The organism is Streptomyces sp. NPDC045678 (assembly GCF_056432085.1).
Map to the genome: position 1 here is coordinate 690,811 of NZ_JBWKJS010000004.1, position 23,250 is coordinate 714,060.

At 70.5% G+C, this 23,250-nt stretch carries 23 protein-coding genes; 9 read left to right on the plus strand and 14 right to left on the minus strand.

Annotated features, from left to right (window positions below):
• Window positions 1-26 precede the first annotated feature (26 nt).
• Complete coding sequence (locus AC07DO_RS17525) at window positions 27-1,427, plus strand: 8-oxoguanine deaminase (RefSeq protein WP_479060514.1); 1,401 nt, start codon at window positions 27-29, stop codon at window positions 1,425-1,427.
• 357 nt (window positions 1,428-1,784) lie between these two features.
• Window positions 1,785-3,152 carry a nucleobase:cation symporter-2 family protein gene (locus tag AC07DO_RS17530; RefSeq protein WP_479060735.1) on the plus strand — a complete coding sequence of 456 codons (1,368 nt, stop codon included), beginning with the start codon at window positions 1,785-1,787 and terminating at the stop codon, window positions 3,150-3,152.
• A gap of 86 nt (window positions 3,153-3,238) precedes the next feature.
• On the opposite strand, the gene AC07DO_RS17535 is transcribed toward AC07DO_RS17530, so the two are convergent.
• On the minus strand, window positions 3,239-4,153 hold the full coding sequence (locus AC07DO_RS17535; RefSeq protein WP_479060516.1) for a scabin-related ADP-ribosyltransferase: 915 nt from the start codon (window positions 4,151-4,153) through the stop codon (window positions 3,239-3,241).
• A 211-nt stretch (window positions 4,154-4,364) separates the two neighbouring features.
• On the opposite strand from AC07DO_RS17535, the gene AC07DO_RS17540 reads away from it, so the two are divergent.
• On the plus strand, window positions 4,365-4,586 hold the full coding sequence (locus AC07DO_RS17540) for a hypothetical protein (protein WP_479060517.1): 222 nt from the start codon (window positions 4,365-4,367) through the stop codon (window positions 4,584-4,586).
• A 10-nt stretch (window positions 4,587-4,596) separates the two neighbouring features.
• On the opposite strand, the gene AC07DO_RS17545 is transcribed toward AC07DO_RS17540, so the two are convergent.
• The 3 genes from AC07DO_RS17545 to AC07DO_RS17555 form a co-directional block, all read right to left on the minus strand.
• Entirely contained in the window at window positions 4,597-5,025 is a 429-nt protein-coding gene (locus AC07DO_RS17545) for a nuclear transport factor 2 family protein (RefSeq protein ID WP_479060519.1), read from the minus strand.
• An 18-nt stretch (window positions 5,026-5,043) separates the two neighbouring features.
• Complete coding sequence (locus tag AC07DO_RS17550; protein ID WP_479060521.1) at window positions 5,044-5,994, minus strand: hypothetical protein; 951 nt, start codon at window positions 5,992-5,994, stop codon at window positions 5,044-5,046.
• A 164-nt stretch (window positions 5,995-6,158) separates the two neighbouring features.
• Complete coding sequence (locus tag AC07DO_RS17555; RefSeq protein ID WP_479060523.1) at window positions 6,159-7,037, minus strand: chitosanase; 879 nt, start codon at window positions 7,035-7,037, stop codon at window positions 6,159-6,161.
• A 252-nt stretch (window positions 7,038-7,289) separates the two neighbouring features.
• On the opposite strand from AC07DO_RS17555, the gene AC07DO_RS17560 reads away from it, so the two are divergent.
• The gene (locus AC07DO_RS17560) at window positions 7,290-7,937 is read left to right on the plus strand and encodes a DUF4360 domain-containing protein (RefSeq protein ID WP_479060524.1); all 648 of its coding nucleotides are present in this window, start codon (window positions 7,290-7,292) and stop codon (window positions 7,935-7,937) included.
• Window positions 7,938-7,965: 28 nt separating this feature from the next.
• On the opposite strand, the gene AC07DO_RS17565 is transcribed toward AC07DO_RS17560, so the two are convergent.
• Window positions 7,966-8,487: a DUF3291 domain-containing protein gene (locus AC07DO_RS17565; RefSeq protein WP_479060525.1), complete on the minus strand. Its 522-nt coding sequence runs from the start codon at window positions 8,485-8,487 to the stop codon at window positions 7,966-7,968.
• Window positions 8,488-8,553: 66 nt separating this feature from the next.
• On the minus strand, window positions 8,554-10,794 hold the full coding sequence (locus AC07DO_RS17570) for an alpha-N-acetylglucosaminidase (RefSeq protein WP_479060526.1): 2,241 nt from the start codon (window positions 10,792-10,794) through the stop codon (window positions 8,554-8,556).
• Window positions 10,795-11,046: 252 nt separating this feature from the next.
• On the opposite strand from AC07DO_RS17570, the gene AC07DO_RS17575 reads away from it, so the two are divergent.
• Both AC07DO_RS17575 and proP read left to right on the plus strand, forming a co-directional pair.
• Window positions 11,047-12,876 (plus strand): alpha-L-fucosidase, encoded by a 1,830-nt coding sequence (locus AC07DO_RS17575; protein WP_479060528.1) that lies wholly within the window; start codon window positions 11,047-11,049, stop codon window positions 12,874-12,876.
• A 191-nt stretch (window positions 12,877-13,067) separates the two neighbouring features.
• Window positions 13,068-14,543 (plus strand): glycine betaine/L-proline transporter ProP, encoded by a 1,476-nt coding sequence (proP, locus tag AC07DO_RS17580; protein ID WP_479060530.1) that lies wholly within the window; start codon window positions 13,068-13,070, stop codon window positions 14,541-14,543.
• Here the strand turns inward: proP and AC07DO_RS17585 are convergent.
• The 4 genes from AC07DO_RS17585 to AC07DO_RS17600 form a co-directional block, all read right to left on the minus strand.
• Window positions 14,531-14,782: a hypothetical protein gene (locus tag AC07DO_RS17585; RefSeq protein WP_479060532.1), complete on the minus strand. Its 252-nt coding sequence runs from the start codon at window positions 14,780-14,782 to the stop codon at window positions 14,531-14,533. The two genes, proP and AC07DO_RS17585, sit on opposite strands and share 13 nt — an antisense overlap.
• 35 nt (window positions 14,783-14,817) lie before the next feature.
• Window positions 14,818-15,417, minus strand: coding sequence for a hypothetical protein (locus AC07DO_RS17590; RefSeq protein WP_479060534.1), 600 nt, complete (start codon window positions 15,415-15,417; stop codon window positions 14,818-14,820).
• A gap of 185 nt (window positions 15,418-15,602) precedes the next feature.
• A complete protein-coding gene (locus AC07DO_RS17595) occupies window positions 15,603-15,848 on the minus strand; it encodes a DUF397 domain-containing protein (RefSeq protein ID WP_479060537.1) in 246 nt (81 codons plus the stop codon).
• Entirely contained in the window at window positions 15,845-16,678 is an 834-nt protein-coding gene (locus AC07DO_RS17600) for a helix-turn-helix domain-containing protein (protein ID WP_479060539.1), read from the minus strand. The genes AC07DO_RS17595 and AC07DO_RS17600 overlap by 4 nt, the downstream gene beginning before the upstream one ends.
• Window positions 16,679-16,834: 156 nt before the next feature.
• On the opposite strand from AC07DO_RS17600, the gene AC07DO_RS17605 reads away from it, so the two are divergent.
• Together AC07DO_RS17605 and AC07DO_RS17610 are read left to right on the plus strand one after the other, a co-directional pair.
• On the plus strand, window positions 16,835-17,266 hold the full coding sequence (locus AC07DO_RS17605; protein WP_479060541.1) for an ATP-binding protein: 432 nt from the start codon (window positions 16,835-16,837) through the stop codon (window positions 17,264-17,266).
• Between the two features lie 201 nt (window positions 17,267-17,467).
• Window positions 17,468-18,727: a phytase gene (locus tag AC07DO_RS17610; RefSeq protein ID WP_479060736.1), complete on the plus strand. Its 1,260-nt coding sequence runs from the start codon at window positions 17,468-17,470 to the stop codon at window positions 18,725-18,727.
• Here AC07DO_RS17610 and AC07DO_RS17615 read toward each other — a convergent pair.
• A complete protein-coding gene (locus tag AC07DO_RS17615) occupies window positions 18,705-19,655 on the minus strand; it encodes a GbsR/MarR family transcriptional regulator (protein WP_479060542.1) in 951 nt (316 codons plus the stop codon). The two genes, AC07DO_RS17610 and AC07DO_RS17615, sit on opposite strands and share 23 nt — an antisense overlap.
• A 190-nt stretch (window positions 19,656-19,845) precedes the next feature.
• On the opposite strand from AC07DO_RS17615, the gene AC07DO_RS17620 reads away from it, so the two are divergent.
• Window positions 19,846-20,955, plus strand: a complete 1,110-nt coding sequence (locus AC07DO_RS17620; RefSeq protein WP_479060544.1) for a serine hydrolase domain-containing protein — start codon at window positions 19,846-19,848, stop codon at window positions 20,953-20,955.
• A gap of 96 nt (window positions 20,956-21,051) precedes the next feature.
• On the opposite strand, the gene AC07DO_RS17625 is transcribed toward AC07DO_RS17620, so the two are convergent.
• The 3 genes from AC07DO_RS17625 to AC07DO_RS17635 all read right to left on the minus strand — a co-directional run bounded on the left by AC07DO_RS17625 (window position 21,052) and on the right by AC07DO_RS17635 (window position 23,222).
• Window positions 21,052-21,579 (minus strand): DUF4232 domain-containing protein, encoded by a 528-nt coding sequence (locus tag AC07DO_RS17625; RefSeq protein ID WP_479060545.1) that lies wholly within the window; start codon window positions 21,577-21,579, stop codon window positions 21,052-21,054.
• Window positions 21,580-21,811: 232 nt separating this feature from the next.
• A complete protein-coding gene (locus tag AC07DO_RS17630; RefSeq protein ID WP_479060547.1) occupies window positions 21,812-22,384 on the minus strand; it encodes a helix-turn-helix domain-containing protein in 573 nt (190 codons plus the stop codon).
• 142 nt (window positions 22,385-22,526) lie between these two features.
• Window positions 22,527-23,222, minus strand: coding sequence for a DNA-binding response regulator (locus AC07DO_RS17635; protein WP_479060548.1), 696 nt, complete (start codon window positions 23,220-23,222; stop codon window positions 22,527-22,529).
• Between the last annotated feature and the right edge of the window lie 28 nt (window positions 23,223-23,250).

Consider the following 23,250-nt stretch of genomic DNA (forward strand, 5'->3'; position numbering starts at 1 on the left):
ACGCCACCAGTAGAGAAGGAAGCACCATGGCTGCACCGGCAACCCAGGAAGGCGCCGTAGAGCGCATCGTCATCGAGAACGCCGCGATCGCGACGGTCGACGCCAACGACACCGAGTACGCCTCGGGACACGTGGTCGTCGCCGGCAACAAGATCGAGTCGATCGGCGCCGGCCGGGCCCCCGAGGGCCTGGAGAACGTCGTACGCCGTGTCGACGCCACCGGCCACCTCGTCACCCCCGGCCTGGTCAACACGCACCACCACTTCTACCAGTGGATCACCCGGGGGCTGGCCACCGACCACAACCTGTTCAACTGGCTGGTGGCGCTGTACCCGACGTGGGCGCGCATCGACGAGCAGATGACGTACGCGGCCGCGCAGGGCTCCCTCGGCATGATGGCCCGCGGCGGCGTCACCACCGCCATGGACCACCACTACGTGTTCCCGCGGGGCTCCGGCGACCTCTCCGGCTCCATCATCCGTGCCGCCTCCGAGATGGGCGTCCGCTTCACCCTGGCCCGCGGTTCCATGGACCGCAGCGAGAAGGACGGCGGTCTGCCGCCGGACTTCGCCGTCGAGACCCTCGAGGGCGCGCTCGCCGCCACCGAGGAGACCGTCAAGAAGCACCACGACGCGTCCTTCGACGCGATGACGCAGGTCGCCGTCGCACCGTGCTCGCCGTTCTCCGTCTCCACCGAACTCCTCAAGCAGGGCGCCGAGTTGGCCCGCCGCCTGGGGGTGCGCCTGCACACCCACGGCAGCGAGACGGTCGAGGAGGAGAAGTTCTGCCACGAGCTGTTCGGCATGGGTCCGACCGACTACTTCGAGTCCACCGGCTGGCTCGGTGAGGACGTGTGGATGGCGCACTGCGTCCACATGAACGACTCCGACATCGAGGCGTTCGCCCGTACGAAGACCGGTGTCGCCCACTGCCCGTCCTCCAACGCCCGCCTCGCCGCCGGCATCGCCCGCGTCCCCGACATGCTCAAGGCGGGCGTCCCCGTCGGCCTCGGCGTCGACGGCACCGCGTCCAACGAGTCCGGCGAGCTCCACACCGAGCTGCGCAACGCCCTGCTGATCAACCGCCTCGGCGCCCACAAGGAAGCCGCCCTGAACGCCCGGCAGGCCCTGCGCCTCGGCACGTACGGCGGCGCGCAGGTCCTCGGCCGCGCCACGCAGATCGGCTCCCTGGAGGCCGGCAAGCTCGCCGACCTGGTCCTCTGGAAGATCGACGGCATCGGACACGCCTCCATCGCCGACCCGGTGACCGCCATCGTCTTCGGCGCGGCCGCCCCGGTCACGCTCTCCCTCGTCAACGGCAAGCCGGTCGTCGAGAACGGCACCCTGCTGCACGCCGACGAGGACGCCATCGCCCGCTCCACCCGCGAGCAGGCGCAGCGTCTCGCGCGGATCGCCGCCGAGAGCTGAACCCGAGAACTCCGGTCGGGGGGGACGGCCCTCGACCGGACTTGAGCAGCCGAGCGGGCTGCTCAAGTGCCGCCCCGGAACGCGGCCCAACACTTCGCGTTCCCGGGGCGGTCAGCACTACCTGGGCGCGTTTCCCACAACTGCATACCGAGCAAGTCCTTGCACCATGCACCACCTCCCAGAAGCGAAAAGTGCCGGCGGCCCCGCCGGGACCGGAAAACAACCGGAGGAGCCACAGTGGCCACTCAGCCCAGGTTCACCAAGCAAGGCAACACCCCGGACCCAGAGACCGACGACGGGTCCATACGCACCGACGGGTTCGTACACCCCGTCGACGAGAAGCTCCCCGCCCTCAAGATGGCGACCACCGGCCTCCAGCACGTCGCCGCCATGTACGCCGGAGTCGTCGCGCCGCCGCTCATCGTCGGCGCCGCCATCGGCCTCTCGGCCAAGGACCTCACCTTCCTCACCGGCGCCTGCCTCTTCACCGCGGGCCTCGCCACCTTCCTCCAGACCCTCGGCTTCTGGAAGATCGGCGCCCGGCTGCCCTTCGTCAACGGCGTCACGTTCGCCGGTGTCGCCCCGATGCTCGCGGTCGTCGAGTCGACCGACAACAAGGACGACGCGCTGCCCATCATCTTCGGCGCGGTGATCGTGGCGGGCGTCCTCGGCTTCATCGCCGCCCCGTTCTTCTCGAAGATGATCCGCTTCTTCCCGCCGGTCGTGACCGGCACGGTCATCACCCTCATCGGCATCTCGCTGATGCCGGTCGCCTTCGGCTGGGCGCAGGGACCCGTCCCCGGCGCCGACGACTACGGCTCGATGAAGAACCTGGGCCTCGCCGGCATCACCCTCGTCGTCGTCCTGCTGCTGCGCCGCTTCACCACCGGTTTCGTGAAGCAGATCGCGGTCCTGCTCGGCCTCGTCATCGGCACGCTCATCGCCATCCCGTTCGGCGTCACGGACTTCGGCCCGGTCGGCGACGCGGACGTCGTGGGCTTCCCGACGCCGTTCCACTTCGGAGCCCCGCAGTTCGCGGCCGCCGCGATCGTCTCGCTCTGCGTCGTCATGGTCGTCTCCATGACCGAGTCGACGGCCGACATGCTCGCCCTCGGCGAGATCGTGGGCCGTCCCGCCGACGAGAAGACCATCGCCGCCGGTCTGCGCGCCGACACCCTCGGCTCCGCGGTCAGCCCGCTCTTCAACGGCTTCATGTGCAGCGCCTTCGCGCAGAACATCGGCCTGGTCGCGATGACCAAGATCCGCAGCCGGTACGTGGTCGCCGCCGGCGGCGGCTTCCTCGTCCTGATGGGCCTCTGCCCGATGGCCGCCTCGCTCATCGCGGTCGTGCCGCGCCCCGTGCTCGGCGGTGCGGGCGTCGTCCTGTTCGGCTCGGTCGCGGCGAGCGGCATCCAGACGCTCGTCAAGGCGAACCTGGAGAAGGACAACAACGTCCTGATCGTGGCCGTCTCGCTCGCCGTCGGCCTCATCCCGATCGCGGCGCCGGAGTTCTACCACGCGTTCCCGGAGACCGCGAAGATCATCCTCGATTCGGGCATCTCGACGGGCTGCGTGGCCGCCGTGCTCCTGAACCTGGTCTTCAACCACATCGGCAAGGGCCGCGACGAGGACGACGTGACGGCACCGATGGAGCCGGGCGGTGAGATCGCGGAGACGCGCGTGCCGGGCCAGGGCAAGGGCCAGAGCGAGGCGGTGGCGCACTGAGGCCCCGGTTACCGATCACGGCACAGCCACACCGTTCCCTCGCGCGGTCAGGTCCCGTGCGAGGGAACGCTTCTTCCCCACCTCGCTCAGCCGTCGATGTCCATCGCGTCGTCGCCGCCGCTCTTGACGACCTTGATGACGTTGCCGCCCGCGTCGCACAGCTCCGCGCGGACCACGTAACCCGCCTGGATGCCCTTCCAGAAGATGACTTCCTGCTGCTGGGCGAAGGACGTCGTCCCCAGCGTGTCCACCAGGTCGATCCCGCCGGGCGCGTGGATCACGTACCGCCAGCCGCTCCCGTCCGGCTGCCGCGCCCAATCGGGCACGTAACCGCCCGGCGAACGGGTCGTGCTGACGAACCCCGTCCGCTGAAGGAGCTTCTGGTAGTGCCGCAGGCTCGCCGGCAGCTTCTCGTTCCAGGGCTTGAACCCCTTGCCGAGGATCTGGTCCGGCGTCCTGCCGTCCCAGCGGTACAGGGGCTCGTTGTCCTTGCGGTACCGCAGCGGCGGTACGTCGCGCCCCTGCTTCCTGTCCTCGCGCATCGACTTCACCTTGCCGGGGTCGATGCCGTAAGTGCTGTCACCGAACCCCGCCGCGGGCTGGGGAGTCGGCGTGGTGGAGCGGGGGTGCTTGCCGCGCTCGGCCATGAACGACGGGTAGTCGTACTCGCCGGCCTCCGAGTCGGTGCCCCCGTCCGACAGCTCCTCCGCGTCGGAGAACTCCAGCCGGTCGATGTCCATGGCCGTCGTGTCCTGCCCGCCCGCGCGCTGCACCACGGCTTCGTCGGCCTGCCGGTGGCCGCAGCCGGCGCCGTGCTGATGCTGCTCCTGTCCCGCGGGCTGCCCGGCCCGGCGGAGCATCTGGACGACGGCGGCGTTGCCCGCCGAGCCCTGCAGTCCGAGGAGCCCCTGGAGCGGGGCGCCGGCCGGGGCCGCGGGTCTGCGGGCCGCGGCCCGCGCTTTCGCGGCGTCGTGCTTTGCGGCGTGGTCGTGGTCGCGCAACGGGACTCCTCCAGGTACAGAGCGACCCACTCTTCCCGCAGGGCCCCGTCGGGGCCAGGAACCGAAGGGCAGCATCGCGTGCAGACCTCGTGGTCCGATCGCTTGACCTCGCGTGTTCTTGAGGTCCGAGGATGCGGCGCAGGGAAGCCCGCAGGGGGCGTCCCGGCCCGGACCTCCACGGGGAGCCGTCACGCGTACCGATTCGTCCACCGTGCACGCCGCCGACACCACCGTCGTGCACTTCGGCGGGCGCCACGTCGCCGGACGGGACACGCTGGAGGAGGCGATGCGTCAGGCACTCGCGTCGCCGCTCGCCGACGGCGAAGCGGTGGTTCCGTTGCCCGCCTCCGCGGGGCGGCTGACGCGCGTACTGGTGAAGGAGGACGGCACCCGGCGGATCGCGTCCTCCCGGACCATCCCGATCCTCGGCTGAGAGGGCGCGGTCAGGGGCGGTCGTACCAGGAGAACGCGGCGATCCGCCAGCCCTCCGGCGTGCGGACGAACTGCATCGTCTTCGTGCCGCCGCCCTCGAACGGCTCGCCGTCCATGACGCCCGCCTTGGCGTACTCGCCGAACCGGCACGCGATGTCGCCGGCGATGTCGGTGCGTTCCGAGACCTCCCACTCGGCGAACTCGACGAGGCGGCCTTCGGCGAGCAGCCGTTCGCGGGGCTCGATGAACTCCTCCACGGTGTAGGCCGCGTACTGCGGTCCTGTCACGACGATCACGCCGCCGGGCAGCATGAGCCGCCGGATCCTGGCGACATCCGCGGCCTTGCCGCCGCGGTTGTCGAAGGCCCCGAAGAACTCGGCGGTCAGCGCGTCGATTTCGGCCTTGGGGTGCTCGGCCTGGGGTATCTCGATCTCGGGCATGCCGGGACCGTAACACCCCTACTTCCCGCACACCGCCGCGGAGTTGACCGAGCCGCCCGCGTTCTCGTCGTCCGTGCCGAGCAGGGCCCTGCCGCCGGATCCCGGCAGACACTCGACCGCCTCGATCTTGACGCCCTTGAACTTCCGCACCACGTCAGGGGACTTGGCGACGGACAGCCGCACCTTGCCGGAGCGGCTCACGGAGAGCTTCCCGGCGTTCAGGACCGCCGAGGCGAAGGGGCCGTCGTCGCCCGCGTCGGACGCCGAGCTGATCACGAGGCGGCCCGAGGGTGCGACGGAGATGTCCGAGGCGTGCCGGACGTGACCGGTCGGGTAGGGGGCGCGGAGCCGGGCCGTGGCGACCCGGCCGAAGTCGGCCTCGCCGTACTTGTTGAAGGAGAAGGGCGCGGCGTGCAGCGTCGCCGGACGCTTCCTGCCCGCGCCCCGGTCCGCCCAGACCGCGGCCAGCTTTCCGTGCCGCGAGGTCAGCGCGAAGCTCTCGTAGTCGTCGCCGTCGGCGATGGCGGGGAGCGGGGAGGTGTCGAGGACCTGGATCTCGGGGCCGGTCACCTTCAGGTGGTAGACCAGGCCGCGGCTCGCCAGGGCGACGTACTCGTCGTGGGCGCCCGGCACCGCCTCGATCGCCTCCAGGTCGACGGGTTCCGGGGTGCCCGCCCAGGTGAGCGGTTTGACGTGGGTGGAGGTGGCGCGGTCGCCGTCGGGGCGGTAGGTCAGCCGGGCGACGCGGTTCTCGCCGGGCTTCTTGTTGTCGCGCACGACGACGGCGTCCCTCCCTCCGTGCCGCTGGCCGCCACCGGTGACGGCGAGCCCGCTGATGCCGGACGTGATGTCGTCCCCGATCTTCTGCCAGCCGCCGTTCGGGGTGTGTGCCGCGGACGCCGTGAGGCCGCCCGTCGTCAGGAGGGCGGCTGTCGCGGTCAGCACGGTCGTGGTCGTACGGAAGAACATGGAGATCTCTCACCTCGGTGCAGGTCGGCGCGGGTCGAGCGCGGGGGTCGACAGTGTTGACGCGCGTAGACGGGGAGTTGGCCGGGACCGTACCCAGTTCAACCGCCGAGGGGCAAGAGGGGGCGAAGGCGCGCGGGACGCCGTGGGCGCCCCGCGCGTTCGGCCTATCCGATGTGGTACGGGTCGCCGTAGACCTTCCAGTCCAGCGGCGGGTCGAGGTTGAGGTTCCGCTTCTTCAGGAAGACGCGCTGGGCCGTGTCGACCCGGCTGGTGTCCTCGTGGGCCTCCTCCTGCTTCATCGCCCAGACGCGCGCGTCGAGGAAGGCGTTCAGGTACGTCACCTCGTCGCCGCCCTGGGCCGGCGGCTTGGCCGAGCGCAGGGCGCGCTTGCGGATGTTGCGGAAGCTGGTGGAGTCGCCGCCGTCACCGTGCATGACGATGGCGTCGTAGTAACAGAACTGGCCGAGCGTGCCGACGCCGTCCGCCTTGCCCTGCTTGACGGCGGGGTTGAAGTAGACCCGGTCGCGCTCGTCGTTCTGCGCCGTGCGGAACTCCGCGTCCGTGTCGGCGGCCCGCTCCCAGTCCCGCTTGAACGTCGGGTCGAGCCCGTCGTGCGAGTCGGTGCCGTCGACCCGGCGCAGCGCGGGCAGGTACTTGGCGAGGATGTTGCCGGGCTTGCGCTGCGTGTAGAGCTCGACGAGGTCGAGCATGTCGCCGGTGCCGGAGCAGAAGCCGATGATGCCCGCGGTGTACCCGCGGCCGTCGTCGATGTCCTCGCAGTACCGGTACTGCTTCTTCCATTCGAGCGAGGAGTTCTCCGCGCTGCAGACGATCTGCATCGCGATCTCCTTCTTCGCCGGGTCGTCGAGTCCGCCGGCGGTGATGAAGGGGGAGAACGGGGTGGCCGCGCTCGCCGACCCGGTGGCGAGGAGCGGGCCCGCCACGGCCGCCGCGCCGATGAAGGCGAGCAGGGTGCGACGGGAGGTCGGGGTGGTGTGGTCGGTGCGGGTGGTGCGCGGGCTTGTGTGGTGGGGGGTTTCCACGAGGGCCTCCAGATGGGGGAGTTCACGTGCCGCGTACTGTTAGGAAGGTTTCCTACCAGAGATCTGGAGTGACGTATACCCGTCAAGACACGATGAGTCGGGGATTCCGAATGGCCGGACATCGCTCTGTGCGCCGGGCCCATGGGTCCATACGATCCCCTCGCTCACGCAATCCGCTCCAGGCACCCGCACCGCGTTCCACGCACACAGGCACTTCTCCAACCCCCCTCCTCGGAACAGGAACGGAGAACCATGGCCGGTGCACTGCTGCTGAGCGGCGCCGTCGCGGCGCTGTTCGGCTCGACGCTCCCCGCGCAGGACACGACGTCGATCCTCGACCCGCCCCCCGACAAGATCGTGATCGAGGTCGCGACGGTGAACGGGTCCGGCTGCCCCCTGGGCACCGCGGCCGTCGCCGTCTCCCAGGACAACACGGCCTTCACGGTGACCTACAGCGACTACCTCGCGAAGGCGGGCGGCGGCGCGGACCCCACCGCGTTCCGCCGGAACTGCCAGCTCAGCCTGATCGTGCACGTCCCCTCTGGCTTCACGTACGCGATCGCGAGCGCGGACTACCGCGGCTACGCCGCGCTCCAGCCCGGCGCCAAGGGCACGGAGAAGGCGTCGTACTACTTCCAGGGCTCACCCCAGACGGCCGCGATCAGCCATGAGTTCAAGGGCGCCTACAACGACAACTGGCAGGCGACCGACACGACGGACTGGGCCCAGCTCGTGTGGGCGCCGTGCGGCGTGAAGCGGAACTTCAACATCAACACGGAGCTGCGTGTCGGCCTGGGGACGTCCGACCCCGCGAAGTCGAGCTTCATGACGATGGACTCGACGGACGGCGACATCAGCACGATCTATCACGTGGCGTGGAAGGAGTGCCCGCGCGCGTGAGGCGGGGCGGCGCCCCCGCGCCGACGCCTCACCCGGCCGGAACCCCCTCCGGGGTGAACGAGCGGGGGAAGGTGAAGGCGTGCGGCGCGGGGTCGTGGTCCTGGAGGTGCTCCAGTCGGGACACGCCGTCCTGCCAGGTGGGTATCGCCTCGTCGGAGACCCACCAGAACACGTAGTTGGGGTGTCCCGTCCTCTCGAACCAGTCGTAACGCCTGTTCAGCGCCGTACGGTGCAGGCCCGTGTAGATGGCGTCGAAGGCGGGGCGCAGGCCGGTCCAGAGCGACAGGGTCGCGGCCAGGGCGGTGGTCTCCGGCGTGCGGCCCTTGTCGTACCAGGTCGGAACGGTGAACTCGCCCCACGCACCCCAGTCCGCCCCGAAGAGCTTGCCCCGGTCGTCGCCCGCAGGCTCGGCGTGCGCGAGGTATCCGGGGTGCTGAGCGATCTTCTGGTAGACGGTCCCGCCGATGTCGTAGAACTCGCGCGTGAGCGGCGAGGCGTCGGCGAGAGGGGACTTCAGGACGCCGAAGGTGTACAGAGCAAGCTGAGGCACGCGTCTCTCCCTGGTTGAAGGCCAGGTGAAGGTAACCGCCTCCGCGGACCTTGTCGAAGTTGCGTTTTACCCGCCCAAGTGGCTTCCGAGATGGGCCTGTACCTTTGCTGCGGCTTTGTACGTGTCGCCCTTCGGCCGGGTCGCCAGGCTCCCCGGACTCTTGATCCACGCCTCCTCCATCGCGAACCAGTCGATCTTCTCCGGGGTGCGGTTCTCCGCGAGGGCGGCACGGAGTTCCTTGAAGTAGCGCTCCCAGCGCAGCCGGTACAGACCGCCCACGAGACCCGCCCACTCGCGGTTCGCGTAGTCGCGCAGGCCGGCGTCGGCGCCGGAGCGCGTGCCCCATACGGTGATCAGGGACAGCTGGTCGTACGCGAGCCGGTCCCGTTCCTCCGCGTCGGCGCCCCACGCGCGGGCGTCCGCGACCCAACGGCCCAGCAGATGACGGGAGTCGGTGGCGACCAGGCGGTCGAGCAGGTCCATCAGGGTGAGCCACTCGCGGGTGAGGCGGTCGAAGCGGGCGGCGTCACCGGCGTCGTACGCCTCCTTGACGCGCGGCAGCAGGACGCGGCCGCGGTTGGAGAGCGCCTGCCGGGCGATGTCGAGCAGGTCGCGGCGGTACGCGGAGGAGTTCCGCAACCCGGGCCGTACCGCGAGGAGTTGGCCGAGCGCGGGCTCGAAGTCCGCCGCCTTGTACCGCGGCTTCTTCGGTGACCAGGCCGCCGCCGACTTCGCGGCGAGGTCGGGCCGGGCCCCGAAGAGGCCGTCGGCGCCCTCGGCCCACCCGTCGGCGCGGGTCGTTCCGTAGGCCGTGCGGCGCAGGATGTCCCAGGCGGCCTCGGCGTGCGGGTCGGCGGCGCCGTAGCGGGACGTGGACCACTCCCTGAACCAGCCCTCCAAGTCCAAGTCACCATGGTTCCAGGCGAGTTCCGAGAACAGCTCGAAGGCGGCCGGGTTGTTGTCGGCGGCCTCCGGCATGAGGGAGATCCCGGTGAGCGTGCTGCCCTTCCTCGTGCGCCACTTCTCGTACAGGGCCGCCCAGTCGGGGGTGTTGGCGCCCAGGGCCGTGTGGCCGCCGAAGTTCCAGATGGACCCGAAGGTGTAGGGCGTGGAGCCCCAGTCGCCCTCGCGGTCGGTGATATGCGGGAAGCGGTCGGAGAGGCCGTCGACGACGAGCATCCGCTCCTTGTCGACGGCGTCGGTGATGGCCTTCGGCGGGTTGTGCTGCCAGCCGAGGATCACCCAGGTGGCGCCCGGGTGAGCGGCCCGCAACGCCTTCTCGACGCCCTTCGCCGCGTCGCCGACGGGGACGTCGCCGGGCTTGCCGCCCTCGTGGAGCAGGTCCATCTTGTACATCGAGGTCGGGCCGAACAGCTCGTCCTGTGCGCGGTAGAACGCGGCGGCGACGCGCGCGAAATGGCCGGTGCGCGGATCCAGCCAGTCCGGCCTCGCGAAGCCCACCCAGTCGCCCTGCGGAACGGTCCTCGCACCCGGGTTCTTCTTCTCGAAGTCGGGCGGCACGGTCCCGAACCAGCCCGGCAGGACCGGCGTCATGCCGAGGTCGCGCAGCCGGTCGCAGATGCGGCGGCCCAGGCGGGCGCGGGCGTCGAGCAGCTGCCGGGAGACCGGGTGCGGGAACGACGCCATGTTCTGGAGGAGCCACCAGGGCTGATGGGCGGGGCCGGGTATCCATGCCCGCAGTTCGGCGTCCGTGTACCCGAACTCCTGGAAGGCGCGGTGGTATGCGGCGTCCGCGCCCGCGTACACGAGGACTTCGTTGTAGCCGTGGAGCGCGAGCACGTCGATCTCGTGCTCCCAGTAGTCCCAGCCGTAATAGGCGCCTGTGTAACCGTCGTTGGTGTCGTTGAGGACGAAGCGGTGCGGGGTGTTGGCCGTTCCGGTGAGGGGTGCGGTGGGTGCGGGGAGCCTCGACGGGAGGTGGTCGGTGCGGCTGCCCGCCCAGGTGATGTTGGCGTGGGTGACGTGTTTCAAGTAGTGCCGCAAACCGGTGAGTTGGGTGGCGGGGGTGGTTCCGGTGACGGTGATGCGGCCGCGGCGGCCGGTGACGCGGAAGGAGTCCTCGGAGCGGCCCTCCGTCCCGGCCTTCTTCGGCGCGGTTCTGAACTCGATCTGGTCCCGGTGGCGGGGGAGGAGGCGCCGGGCGGCCTCGGCGGCGGCGGTGGCGGCGGCTGTGCGGCGCGGGGCGGGCGTGCCGCTGGTGACGCCGTCGGCGGCCCCGCCGGAACAGGCGGCGGCTCCGGCCGTCCCGGCGAGTCCGGTGAGGAAGGTGCGGCGGGGGAGGGGCATACGGGCTCCGTCGGTCGGATGGAGGTGCGGGCGCGCGGTGCGTGGTGGGTACCGGAGGTCTCTTCCCCCGTAGGCCCCCCGCCTCTAACCGCTCCCGCAGAGGCGAGCAGTCATCGGATCGATGCGTTGCGTTGCTGGCCAAATCCGTGTCATCTGCCGCGTGTTGGGGTCATTGACATCCGATGTATTCGTCCCTACGTTCCCGTGCGACCCCCCGACCAAGGGAACCGGAACAACACCGGGAGCCGCCCCATGCGTCACAGAGCCACTGGACTCGCCCTGCTCCTCGCCGCCGCCCTCGCGGGCACGGCCGTCCCGGCGGCGACGGCCGTCACCGACGGGTCCCGCACCCCGCCCGCACGAGCCGCGGGCCCCGGCACCGACCACGCCGCGGACGACCCCTTCACCGCCGACCGCACCAACTGGTTCCGTCAGGACCGCTTCGGCATGTTCATCCACTTCGGCGCGTACTCGAACCTGGAGGGCGAGTACCGGCGCCCCGACGGCACGACCTGCCGCAACGCGGAGTGGATCAAGCGGGAGTGCGACATCCCGACGGAGGAGTACGAGAAGCAGGCGCAGAACTTCAACCCGGCGGACTTCGACGCGAAGGCGGTCGTCAAGGCGGCCAAGGACGCGGGAATGCGCTACATCGTCATCACGTCCAAGCACCACGAGGGCTACGCGATGTGGCCGACGAAGGTCAACGACTGGAATCTGCGCGACCACTCGTCCTTCGACGAGAACCGCGACATCCTCGCGGAGCTGAAGGCGGCGTCCGACGACGCGGGCATCAAGCTCGGGTTCTACTACTCGATCTGGGACTGGCACGACAAGGACTTCCCGGATCCGGTGACGTTCCCCAGGTACGAGAAGCGCATGTACGCGCAGCTCAAGGAACTGGTCGACACATACGACCCGGCGCTCCTCTGGTTCGACGGCGAGTGGGACACCGACAAGCCGCACAACCCGTGGACGGCGAAGGACGGCGAGGAGCTGGAGTCCTACCTCCGCGGTCTCGACCCGGACCTGGTCATCAACAACCGCGTCGGCAAGCGCCGCGTCGTCGACGGCGACTACGGCACCCCCGAGCAGGAGATCCCCGGCGCACCCGTCGACGGCCAGCTGTGGGAGTCGTGCATGACCCTCAACGACCACTGGGGGTACACGCGCCACGACCAGAACTGGAAGTCGGCGCGGACCCTGACCCGCAACCTCCTCGCCACGACGTCCCGCAGCGGCAACTACCTCCTCAACGTCGGCCCCGACGCCCGCGGCCGCGTCCCGCAGCCGTCCGTCGACCGTCTCCGGCAGATGGGCGACTGGCTGCGCACGGCGGGCCAGGGCGAAGCGGTCTTCGGCGCGCGCTACGGAGGCCTGGTCGAGGAGCCGGCCTGGGGCCACGTGAGCCGCAAGGGCGACAAGCTGTACGCGGCGGTCACGCGGTGGCCCGCCGCGGGCGGCGCCCTGCACCTGAAGGCGCGCACGGACTTCGAGGTGACGTCGGCGCGTGTCCTCGGCAGCGGCCAGAAGGTGACCGTCACCCGGTCCGGCGACGGGTACGACATCACACCGTCGGGCGCCGCCACGAACGACACGGCGACGGTCGTCAAGCTGCGGGTCGGCCCCGGCCCGACATCACGCCCCGGCCACGGCAAGGGCCTCAAGCAGGAGATCTTCGACAACGAGAACCTCGAAGGCGCCCCGAGGATCACCCGCACCGACGCGACCCCGAACCACGCGTGGAAGTACACCGGCTCACCGGCCGCCTCGATCCCGGCGGACCGGTTCAGTGTCCGCTGGACGGGATCGGTCGAGCCGCGCCGCTCGGAGACGTACACGCTCACGACCGTCTCCGACGACATGGCCCGCGTCTGGATCGACGGCAAGCCGGTCATCGACTCCTGGACGCCGCACGAGCCGAAGCTCGACAAGGCGGAGGTGCGGCTGACCGCCGGGAAGCGCCACTCGATCAAGGTTGAGTACGCGGAGCGGACGGGCGAGGCGCACCTGAAGCTGCTGTGGTCGAGCCCTGGCCAGGAGCAGCAGGTCATCCCCCGGTCGCAGTTGTACGCCCATTGACGTCTACCCGGTGAATTTGTGGTGAAACGGGCCTCAGGTCCCTGAGATCAGGGACTTGGGGCCATGTTCGTGAGGACCATCAGCGGGCACGTTCCCTGACCTGGGATTGGCAATGTTGATCGACGGTCGAGGATCGACGATCGACGTCCGACCCGACGGACCCAGGTGCCGACAGAGAGAGTGACTGACCAGTGAGCGCGCCCGAAGCCCCTGAAGCACCGGCACCGCCGGCTCCCGAAGCCGTGGCACGGCACCGGGCGCTCTTCCGGGCGATCCACCGCCGCAAGAACCCGCGCCTGCGCCGGACGGACATCACCGTCACCGAGGAGGCCCAGGTCAAGCGGGCGGTGAAGGCGACCGCGCTGGGCAACGCCATGGAGTGGTACGACTTCGGTGTCTACGCCTACCTCGCCGTCATCATCGGCAAGGAGTTCTTCCCCTCCGGGAACGACACCGCGCAGACCCTCTCCTCGCTGGCGACCTTCGCCGCGGCCTTCCTGGTGCGCCCCATCGGCGGCATGTTCTTCGGCCCGCTCGGCGACCGCGTGGGCCGCAAGAAGATCCTCGCCCTCACCATGATCATGATGTCGACGGCGACGCTGGCGATCGGCCTGATCCCGAGCTACACCTCGATCGGTGTGTGGGCGCCGATCCTCCTCGTCCTCTGCCGCATGGTGCAGGGCTTCTCGACGGGTGGTGAGTACGGGGGCGCCGCGACGTTCATCGCGGAGTACGCGCCCGACAAGCGCCGCGGCTTCTGGGGATCGTTCCTGGAGTTCGGCACGCTGATCGGCTACACCGTCGCCGCGGTCCTCGTCACCGCCCTCACCGCCGGGCTCAGCGACGACGCCATGCAGTCCTGGGGCTGGCGCATCCCGTTCCTGGTGGCGGCGCCGCTCGGCCTCATCGGCCTCTACCTGCGGATGAAGCTCGACGAGTCGCCCGCGTTCCAGAAGATGGAGGAGGGCGGACCGGCCGCCGAGCGCGACAAGAAGTCCCTCAAGGAGTCCTTCTTCGGCCAGTGGCGGGCGATGCTGCTGTGCATCGCGCTGGTCGCGGCGTTCAACATCACCGACTACATGCTCCTGTCGTACATGCCGACGTACCTCACGCAGCTCGGCTTCGGCGAGGCCGGCGGCCTGATGTCGATCGTCGTCGTGATGCTGATCCTGATGGCGCTGATCAACTCCGTCGGCCGCCTCTCCGACCGCATCGGCCGCAAGCCGGTCCTGATGGCGGGCTCGATCGGATTCTTCGTCCTCGCCCTGCCCGCGTTCCTGCTCATCAAGCAGGGCGGAACGGTCGCGGTCTTCACGGGCCTGCTGATCCTCGGCCTCGCCCTGGTCTGCTACCTGGGCGTCATGTCCTCGTCGCTGCCGGCGCTCTTCCCGACGGACGTCCGCTACGGCTCGCTCTCCATCGGCTTCAACATCTCGGTGTCCCTCTTCGGCGGTACGACCCCGCTGGTGGTCGCGGCCCTCATCGGCGCCACCGGCAACGACCTGATGCCCGCGTTCTACACGATGCTCGCCGGACTGGTCGGCATCATCGCGGTCGCCGCGATGAAGGAGACGGCCCGCCAGCCGCTGGAGGGCTCCCCGCCCTCGGTGGCGACGGACGAGGAGGCGCGGGAACTGGTGGAGGCGCAGCGCGGTCAGGGTGTGTGAGAGGCGACCTCCGGGTTGCCGCCCGAGTCCGCGACCGTGAGCCGGCGCTTCCAGCCGTCGCCGGCCCGGGGGCTGTCCTTCTTGTCGGTACCGAGCATGAGGGTGTTCCGCGCGGCCTCGGCCGGCACCTCGTTCTCCCCGTTGCCGCTGCTCGGCGCATCCCCGACCTTCTCGCACGCGACGCGGGTGAGCGTGCGGCGGCAGAGCGCCCGGCCGGGAAAGCCCGGCCGGGCGCTCATGGGGCCTGCTGCCGTGCCCCGATCACCAGCGGTGTTCAGCAGGGCAGAGTGGTCTTGCCCGCGGCGCCGGTGGCGCCGGTGGTGCCGTCCGCGAACGCCGTGGCGGCGGTTCCGTTGCCGCCGGGCTTACCCGGGCACACCGGACTGGCCGCGCCACCGGCCCCACCCTTGCCGCCCGCATGGCCGCCCGCGACGATGGCCGCTCCGCCGTTGCCACCCTTGCCGCCGGTGATACCGGCACCGGCATCGCCGACGCCGCCCACGCCACCCTCGCCACCGGCGCCGCCCAGTTTGGCCTCGCCGCCGAAGCCGCCGGTGCCGCCGTTCCCGTTGGCGCCACCCGCTCCGCCCGTGCCGCCGAGGCCACCGACGCTCGCGATGCCGGTGGCATTGCCGCCGGCGCCTCCGTTGCCCCCGTTGCCGTTGGCACCCGCGGCGCCACCGGTGCCGCCGAGGCCGCCGATACCACCGAGGGTCCCCACGCCGTTGGCTCCGTTGCTGCCGGGAGCCCCGGCGATGCTGTGAAGGTGAGCGCTGCCCGCACTGGGCTGGGCCGAGGCGAGTGCGGGAGCGACGGTGAGACCGGCCACGGCGATCGTGGAGATCAGGAACGTCCTGGCAGTCGTTGTGCGCATGGAGCGCATGGTGTTACTTCCTTCGGTTGTTCAGGCGGAGAGATACTCCGCCTGACAACTCTCAACGTAGGGAAGCGCGACGCTCTGCGCACACCGGATGGTGATCACATGTCTTTAAATGGACTGAATCATCAAACTTTGGCCGCAAAGTCCAATTCGCTGTAGTCGGTTCCTTCGCGCAGGTCTCAGCGGTGAGCGGCGTATGTCACGAACTCGGCCCAGGCGCGGGGGGGCAGCGTGAGTTGGGGGCCGTCGGGGTTCTTGGAGTCGCGTACGTGGAGGGTAGTGGGGCAGGGGGCGATCTCTACGCAGTCACCGTCCCCGCTGCTGGAGTAGCTGGACTTGCGCCAGCTGAGTGCGACTTCGAGACAGTCTCCGTCGCCGCCGCTGCTGTAGCTGCTCTTGTACCAGGCCAGTTCGGGGGTGCTCATGCCGCTCCTCGCATCCGCTCCAGCAGGCTCACCGAGTCCTCGAACGTGAGAGCCTGTGCGCGCATCCTGGCATACCGCATCTGGAGAACGCTGATCTCCTTGGGATGGGAGATCAACTGACCGCTCCGTTGCCCCTCGGCGTAAGCGAACCAACGGTTCTCCGGTGTTTCCAGCAACTGCATCGGGCCGCCCATCCCCGCATGGTTCGTCCGTACCACCGGCATGACCTGAACTTCGATGTTCCGGCGCTCGGCAAGCCCGAGAACATGGTCGATGAGTTCCATGGTGACTTCATGCCCGCCCATGCCGCGCAGGAACAAGTGTTCCTCAAGGATGAAGCTGTACGCCGTGTTCGGCCGCTCCGTGAGGAGTTGTTGGCGCTCGATACGCGCCTCCAGCCGCGCCTCGATCTGGTCGTCGCCCAGCGGCGGAAGCTGATTGACGAAGAGCGTCCGCGCATAGGCCCTGGTCTGCAACAAGCCCGGAATCAACCGGCACTCGTACGTGGAGAGCGCCACCGCCTCCTGCTCCAACTGCGCCCACTGGCGGAACCAGGACGCCAGACCCCGCTGTCGCGACAGCTGATTCGCCGCCAGTCGCAGCGTCCCGAACGCGTCCAGCGCCACCTCGCACTGGTCGACGAAGCGCGGCGGCGGAAAGCGGCGGCCCTGTTCGACGGAGGCGATGAAATGCGCCGAGTAGCCGATCTCGGGCGCCAGGGACTCCTGCGTGTACCCGGCGCGTTTGCGGAAGCTCTTCAGGACCGCGCCGAAGGCCTTGAGCCCATCGGTCGGTTCGGGCTCATTGCTGCCCGTCGTACTTGACGACATCACGGGTATCCCCTGACGCTCGGCTATCGGTCTGCGCCAACGCGCCCATGGTCACGTTCGGTTACCCGTACTGTCCACCCTTCGCACTCGTACACTTACGCAGCGTACGAGTTTCGTGCCTGGTGTCCCCGGCCGCGTACGGCCACCGTTGCCGTCATGTCGACGCAAGCGCGCCCCGCCGCCGCACCCCGTACCTTCGCGCAACGCTTCAGTGCCACGCCCCGGGGCGCCCGCCTCGCGAGGAGGCTGACCAGGTATCACCTGGACGGCTGGGGCATCGCGTACGACACCGAACTCTCCGACGCCGCCGAGGCGATCGTCGCCGAGCTCGCGGCGAACGCCGTGACCCACGGTCGCGTACCGGGCCGCGACTTCGAGCTCGGCCTGACGCTGCGTACCGACACGCTGCGTATCGAGGTCGCCGACGCGCGCGCGGACGTCGGCTCCCACGTCGCGCGCAAATCCCCGGGTCTCGAAGGCGAGTCGGGGCGGGGGCTCGTGATCGTCGCCGCGCTCGCCGCCGAGTGGGGCGTGGCCGGGCGCGAGGTCGGCAAGACGGTGTGGGCGGAGCTTGCCGTGGAGCGCTGACGCCACCCTCAACCCAAGCCGCAGCAACCGGAGTTAACCCCGCGTACATTCGAGCGGGGTGTTACCCGACGCGCTCCGTACGCCACGCGGACACCGTCAGGCCCCAGTCTCACGCAAGATCCATCCGTTCCCGGAACGAGGAGACATCGCGTGTCCAGACACTGTCCGACCTGTCGAACGATCGGTTCGGTCGTGCTCGCACTGACCACCGTCCTCGCGGCGACCTCCGCCACGGCCGCCACGGCCGGCGCCGCCGACCCGCTGCCGGGGATAACCCCCCGGGCCGAGACCCCCGTCCTGCACGACGACGACGCGGGCGGCAACGCCGACGCCGACGACCCGGCGATCTGGCGCAACACCGCCGACCCGGCGCGCAGCCTGGTGATCGCCACCGCCAAGGAGGGCGGGCTGAGGGCTTACGACCTGGACGCCCGGCCCGTCCAGTCCGTCACCGCCCCGCCCGCCGAAGGGCCCGACGACGCGCCGGGCCGCTTCAACAACGTCGACCTCGTGCGCGGCCTGAAGCTGTCCTCCGGGACGGCCGACCTCGCCGTCACCAGCGACCGCGGCCACGACCGGCTGCGCTTCTACCGCATTGACCGCGACCGCTCCGGCGGGCCGCTCAGCGACGTCACCGACCCCGCCGCGCCGCCCGTCTTCTCCGCCGATCAGGCCGAGATCAACGAGCAGCGCACCGCGTACGGCCTCGCGACCTGGCAGGACAAGGCGAGCGGCCGCTCGTACGCGCTGGTCAGCCAACGCGAGCGCACCAGCGTCGCGCTCCTCGAACTGCTCCCGGCCGCGGGCGGCAAGGTCACGTACCGCAAGGTCCGCACGCTGGACCTGCCATCCTCGTTCCGGCTGCCGAACGGCACGTCGTGGAGCCCGTGCGCGGAGCCGGGCGAACTCCCGCAGGTCGAGGGCATGGTCGTCGACCCGGCCAACGGCACGCTGTACGCCGGGCAGGAGGACGTCGGCATCTGGCGCCTGCGCGCCGACCTGACCGGCAAGCCCGAACTCGTCGACAAGGTACGGGAGTACGGCGTTCCCGGCGTCTACGACGAGGAGACCGAGGAGTGCACGCCGGGCGCCGACCCCGGGTACGGCGGCAAGCGGATCACGGCCGACGTCGAGGGCCTCACCCTCGTCAATGAAGCCGACGGGGACGGCTATCTCCTCGCCTCCAGCCAGGGCGACAACACCTTCGCCGCGTACGACCGCGAACTGAGCGACCACAACGAGTACGAGGGCGGGTTCCGCGTCACCCCCGCGGGCGGCACGCTCGACGGATCCGAGGAGTGCGACGGCGCGGCCGCGCTGAACGAGCCGCTCGGGTCGAAGTACCCGAACGGCCTCCTCGTCGTCCAGGACGGCCACGACGCCCCCGGCGACGGCGACCGCCCGGCCACGAACTTCAAGTTCGTCGACCTCGGCAAGGTCATGAAGACGCTGGACGACTGAACCGGCGACTGAGGACGGTTCCCCCTGTCGGCGGCCGTGCGGGTCCGGTGAGCGCTGCCCGCTGCTCGGGCGTGAGCCTGACTCCCGGGGCGTGCCCGGCCGCCTGCACGGCAGTGACGACACGCGACGTCGGCCAGCCGAGGGCGGCGGCGAGCTCACCGGGGGTGAGGGGCCGGGCCGCGTGGAAGAGGGCGGCCAGGACCGTCAGCGCGTCCTCGATGGCCGCGGAGGCCGGGGGGCCGGTCATGCTCCGGTGAATCCCGGCGAAGAACGCGTGCATCGCCCCGAGCCGCGCGCCCGTGGGGGTGTCGGGCCCGAACAGGTCCGCGCCCTCCTGGGCGGTCGCGGCGCACGCCGCGTTCTTGTGCGCGCTGGTCAGCCAGGCGCGCAGCCAGACCTCCTCGTCGATGACGTAGCGGTCGCGGCGCCGGCCGGGCTCGTGCTCGCGGGTGAGGACGTCGAGCCCTTCGAGGTACCCGACCGCCTTGGACACCGAGGCCGGGCTCACCTTCAGCCGCCGCGTCAGCTCCGCGGAGGTCTCCGCGCCGGTGGGGGCGGTCACCAGGCACGCCAGCACTCGCGCGGCCGTGCGGGGCAGCCCGACGGCGATCAGCAGGGCGGCGAACTTGTCCTGGTACGCGTGGACGGCGGGGTCGGGCCCGTGCGTGGCTTTCCTCTGCGTACCGGCGTCCTCGGGCGGGGGTGCCGCGGGCCGTCGGGGCGGCAGTCGGTTGCGCCGCCGCCACGCGTCCGCGCGGTCGGCGTGCTCCGCGCGATAGGCGTCCCGACCCCCGTTGCGCGCGACCTCCCTGCTCACGGAAGAGGTCGCCCGCCCCAGTCGGCGGGCGATGGCGGCGTACGACAACTCGTCGGACAGCCCCGCCTCGATCGCTCTACGGTCCTCCGCCGTCAGTCTTCCGCCGCCCATGTCCCCCCCCCGTGCGTTGCGTTAGCCGTCATGCGCAACGCTACGCGACCCCAAAAACCCGCCTGTTCCGCGAAGTTGCACGCCGTGCCTCGCTTCAGACGGACGCGTGTGCAACGTAGCTTTCAGTTGTCGTGAAAGAAAGCAAGAGACCAAGCAGGGTTGAAGAAGCAGTACGGACCAGGGGGTTCACATGGAAGACGCCACTCCCGTGGTGCCCACCCGAGGCGGCCACGAGGCCGCCCAGCGCGTCCTCGACCGGGCCGTGCGGGAAGGGGGAGTGCCGGGCATCGTCGCTCAGGTCCGTGACCGCGGCGGGAGCTGGTACGGGACGGCGGGGGTCGCCGACACGCGGACGCGGCGGTCGCGGGGGCACGAGGAGCGGTTCCGGATCGGCAGCATCACGAAGACGTTCGCCGCCACGGTGCTCCTGCAACTCGTGGGCGAGCGCAGACTGACGCTGAAGGACACGGTGGACCAGTGGCTGCCGGGCGTGCTCCGGGGGAACGGGCACGACGGCACCACGACCACCGTCCGGCAGCTCCTCGACCACACCAGCGGGATCTTCAGCTACACGCACGACCAGGCGGCGCTGAGCTCGCAGGAGACCTACACACCCGCGGACCTCGTCGAGATCGCCCTGTCGCACCCGGCGGACTTCCCGGCGGGGACGGGCTGGGCCTACTCCAACACCAACTACGTCGTCGTCGGGCTGGTCATCGAGCGGGTGACGGGCCGTACGCTCGCGGAGGAGATCGCCGACCGCGTCGTTAACCCGCTCGGCCTGACCGGCACGTCCCTGCCGCCGACCGGCGACGCGTCCCTCCCGAGGCCGCACGCACGCCACTACACCAAGCTGTTCTCACCCGACCCCGACGCCCCGGTCCACGACGTCACGGAACTGGAGGCGAGCCCGTACTGGGCGGCGGGCGGCATGATCTCCACCGTCGACGACCTGACCCGGTTCTTCTCGGCCCTCCTCGGAGGGCGCCTCCTGCGTCCGGAGCAGCAACGGGATCTGCTCACGATGGTGCCGACCCGGGACTGGCTGCCCCGCACCACGTACGGCGTCGGGATCTCCCGCCTGCTCCTGCCCTCGGGCACGGCGGTCTGGGGGATGGGCGGCGCGCTCTTCGGCTCGTGGTCGTACGTCTACGGCACGCGCGACGGCACGCACATGCTCGCGGTGAACATCAACGCCGACTGGGCGGCGGGCCACTGGGAGGACCCCATCGGCATCTTCAACGACCTCCTGGAGGCGGAGTTCAGCTACGGCTGCGCGTTAGGGTTCGCGTCGACCTGATTCGACTCGACTCGACTGGCTCTCGACTCAACTGCCTCCGGACCGCTCCGCCCCCGCCGTGCCGACGGGGACGGAGCGGCCGCACGGTTCGGAGGGTCAGTCGAACGGGACGGCGTCCGCCGCGTTGGCGTGCCAGTTCGTGCTCTTCGGCTTGTCGATCAGGGTCGTGCTCGGGAGCCGGACGTCCGTGGCGCCCGCCTCGTCACCGGCGACGGCGATGGCCATCCAGTCGAACTCCGCGCCGAAGTCGTCGTTGGTCGACTTGGGGTTGATGCCGGCGTACGCGGCCTTGGAGCCCGAGAGCTTGACGCTGTCGGTGACGGCCTGCTCGACGGGGGTGACCTGCCGGTCGGGGTGGGAGCCGAAGCCGGCGGAGGGGATCGTGCCCTCCAGGTAGCAGGTGATGCCGGGCTTGGCCTTGGCGGTCACGAGCAGGTAGCCGCCGGCCTGCGTCTTCTCGGTGACCTTGAAGGTCAGGTCGCTGGTTCCGCAGACCTGCTCGACGGGCGCCTTGGACTGGCCGCCGACGGCGAGGGCGGTGCCGGCGGCGGTGGTGGCGAGGGCCGCGGCGGCCACGGCGGTCAGGACCAGACGGGTGGAACGGGCGGCGAGACGCGAACGCATCGGTAACTCCATGGGTGCGGTGTGTGGTGGCGAGCGAGTGGTGGCTCGTGAGTGGTTCGTCCGGCGAGCCGCTCGGACGATCCACAGCCTGGGCCGTGATCCGTCCCGGCCGCCAGCGACCACCGCCGATACGGGACGCCGGAACGCTGAAACACCGCCTGAACAGGGAAAACACCGGCACCCTGGAATGAGAGGCTGGGACGCCTCCGACGTCTCACACGTCCGCGACGTCTCACACGTCCGCGACGTGCACGCGCTCGCCCTGCTGCCCGTAGAGGGCGATCGTCTCCGCCGGCATGTCGTCCCGCGCGTTGCCGATCCAGTGCGGGGTCGCCGTGTCGAACTCCGCCGCCTCACCCGCCGTCAGTTCCGTCCGGGTGTCGGTCAGGACGAGTTGGACCGTCCCGTGGAGTACGTAGAACCACTCCCTGCCGGGGTGCACGTGGAAGCGCGGCGGCGGGAGCTGCGACGTCGGCGGGTAGATCACCTTGTACGCGCGCATGCCGCCCGTCTTCACGCCGAGCGGCACGAACGTCAGACCGTCCTTGCGGAAGGGGCGCAGGTGGACCCGCGGGTCGCCGGTGACCGGCGCGGCGACGAGTTCGTCGAGCGGCACGGCGTACGCGCGGGCGAGCGGAAGGAGCTGTTCCAGGGTGGGGCGGATGTGTCCGCGTTCGAGCCGGGAGATGGTGCTCGGTGTGAGGCCCGTGCGCTCCGCGAGCGTGGCGAGGGTGAGGCCGAGGGCCTTGCGGAAGCCCCGCAGCCGCGGTCCGACGTTCTCCAGCACCGCCTGGTCTTCGGTCACCGGCCGACGCCTCCCTCCGGGGTCATGTGGTGTTCGCAAGCCTGCAAAGACCCGTGCGGTTCCGCAAGACCCGCCCCCGGACGTCGCTCCACGACCCTCCGGTCGAGGTCCCGAAGTCCGGACCGACACCGGCCCCGTCAGGTCACGGTGCTCCGCTCCCCTCCACGCCGAAATCCAACTCCCGGGCCCGCAGCCCCGCCTGGAAACGGGACGTCGCGCCGAGCGCCGTCATCAGCTCGGCCACGCGCCTGCGGTACGTACGCAGCGACATACCCAGCTCGCGCGCCGTCACCTCGTCGGTGTGCCCGGCGCTCAACGCCCGAAGGATCCGGCGCGCCTCCTCGCTCGGCGCGGGCGGCCGCGTCCGGCGGAACTCGTCGAGGTCGACGGCCGTCTCCCACGCCGCGTGCACCAGCGCCCTGACGCCCTCGACCGCGACCGGCGTCCGGATCACCGTGAACGTACGCACCCCCTGAACCGGCGCCCCGGCCAGGATCGCCACGCGCCGGTCGATGACGATCGCCTCGTGGGCGAGCGGCGCCGCGGAGATCCGCACCTGCGCCCCGGAGTCGGCGATCCGGACGAGCCGCGCCTCCGACCCGGCGTCGGCCAGCGCGCGCGGCGTGTACAGCTTGCGCATCGACAGGCCGCCCGGAACGAGCGGCGGGCGCCGGCCCCCGGCGAACGCGGCGTTCACGCCGGGCGAGAAGGTCACGAGGTCCGCCGCCGCGCACAGGAACTCCTCGCGGGCCCCGGTGATGAGCTCCCCGGCCCGTCGCACCAGTTCCCGCTCGCCCCGCAGCGACACGATCTGATCGGTGTTCGATGTGCTCGGCATGGTGGCGACAGTCTGGCAGCAAGTGGCC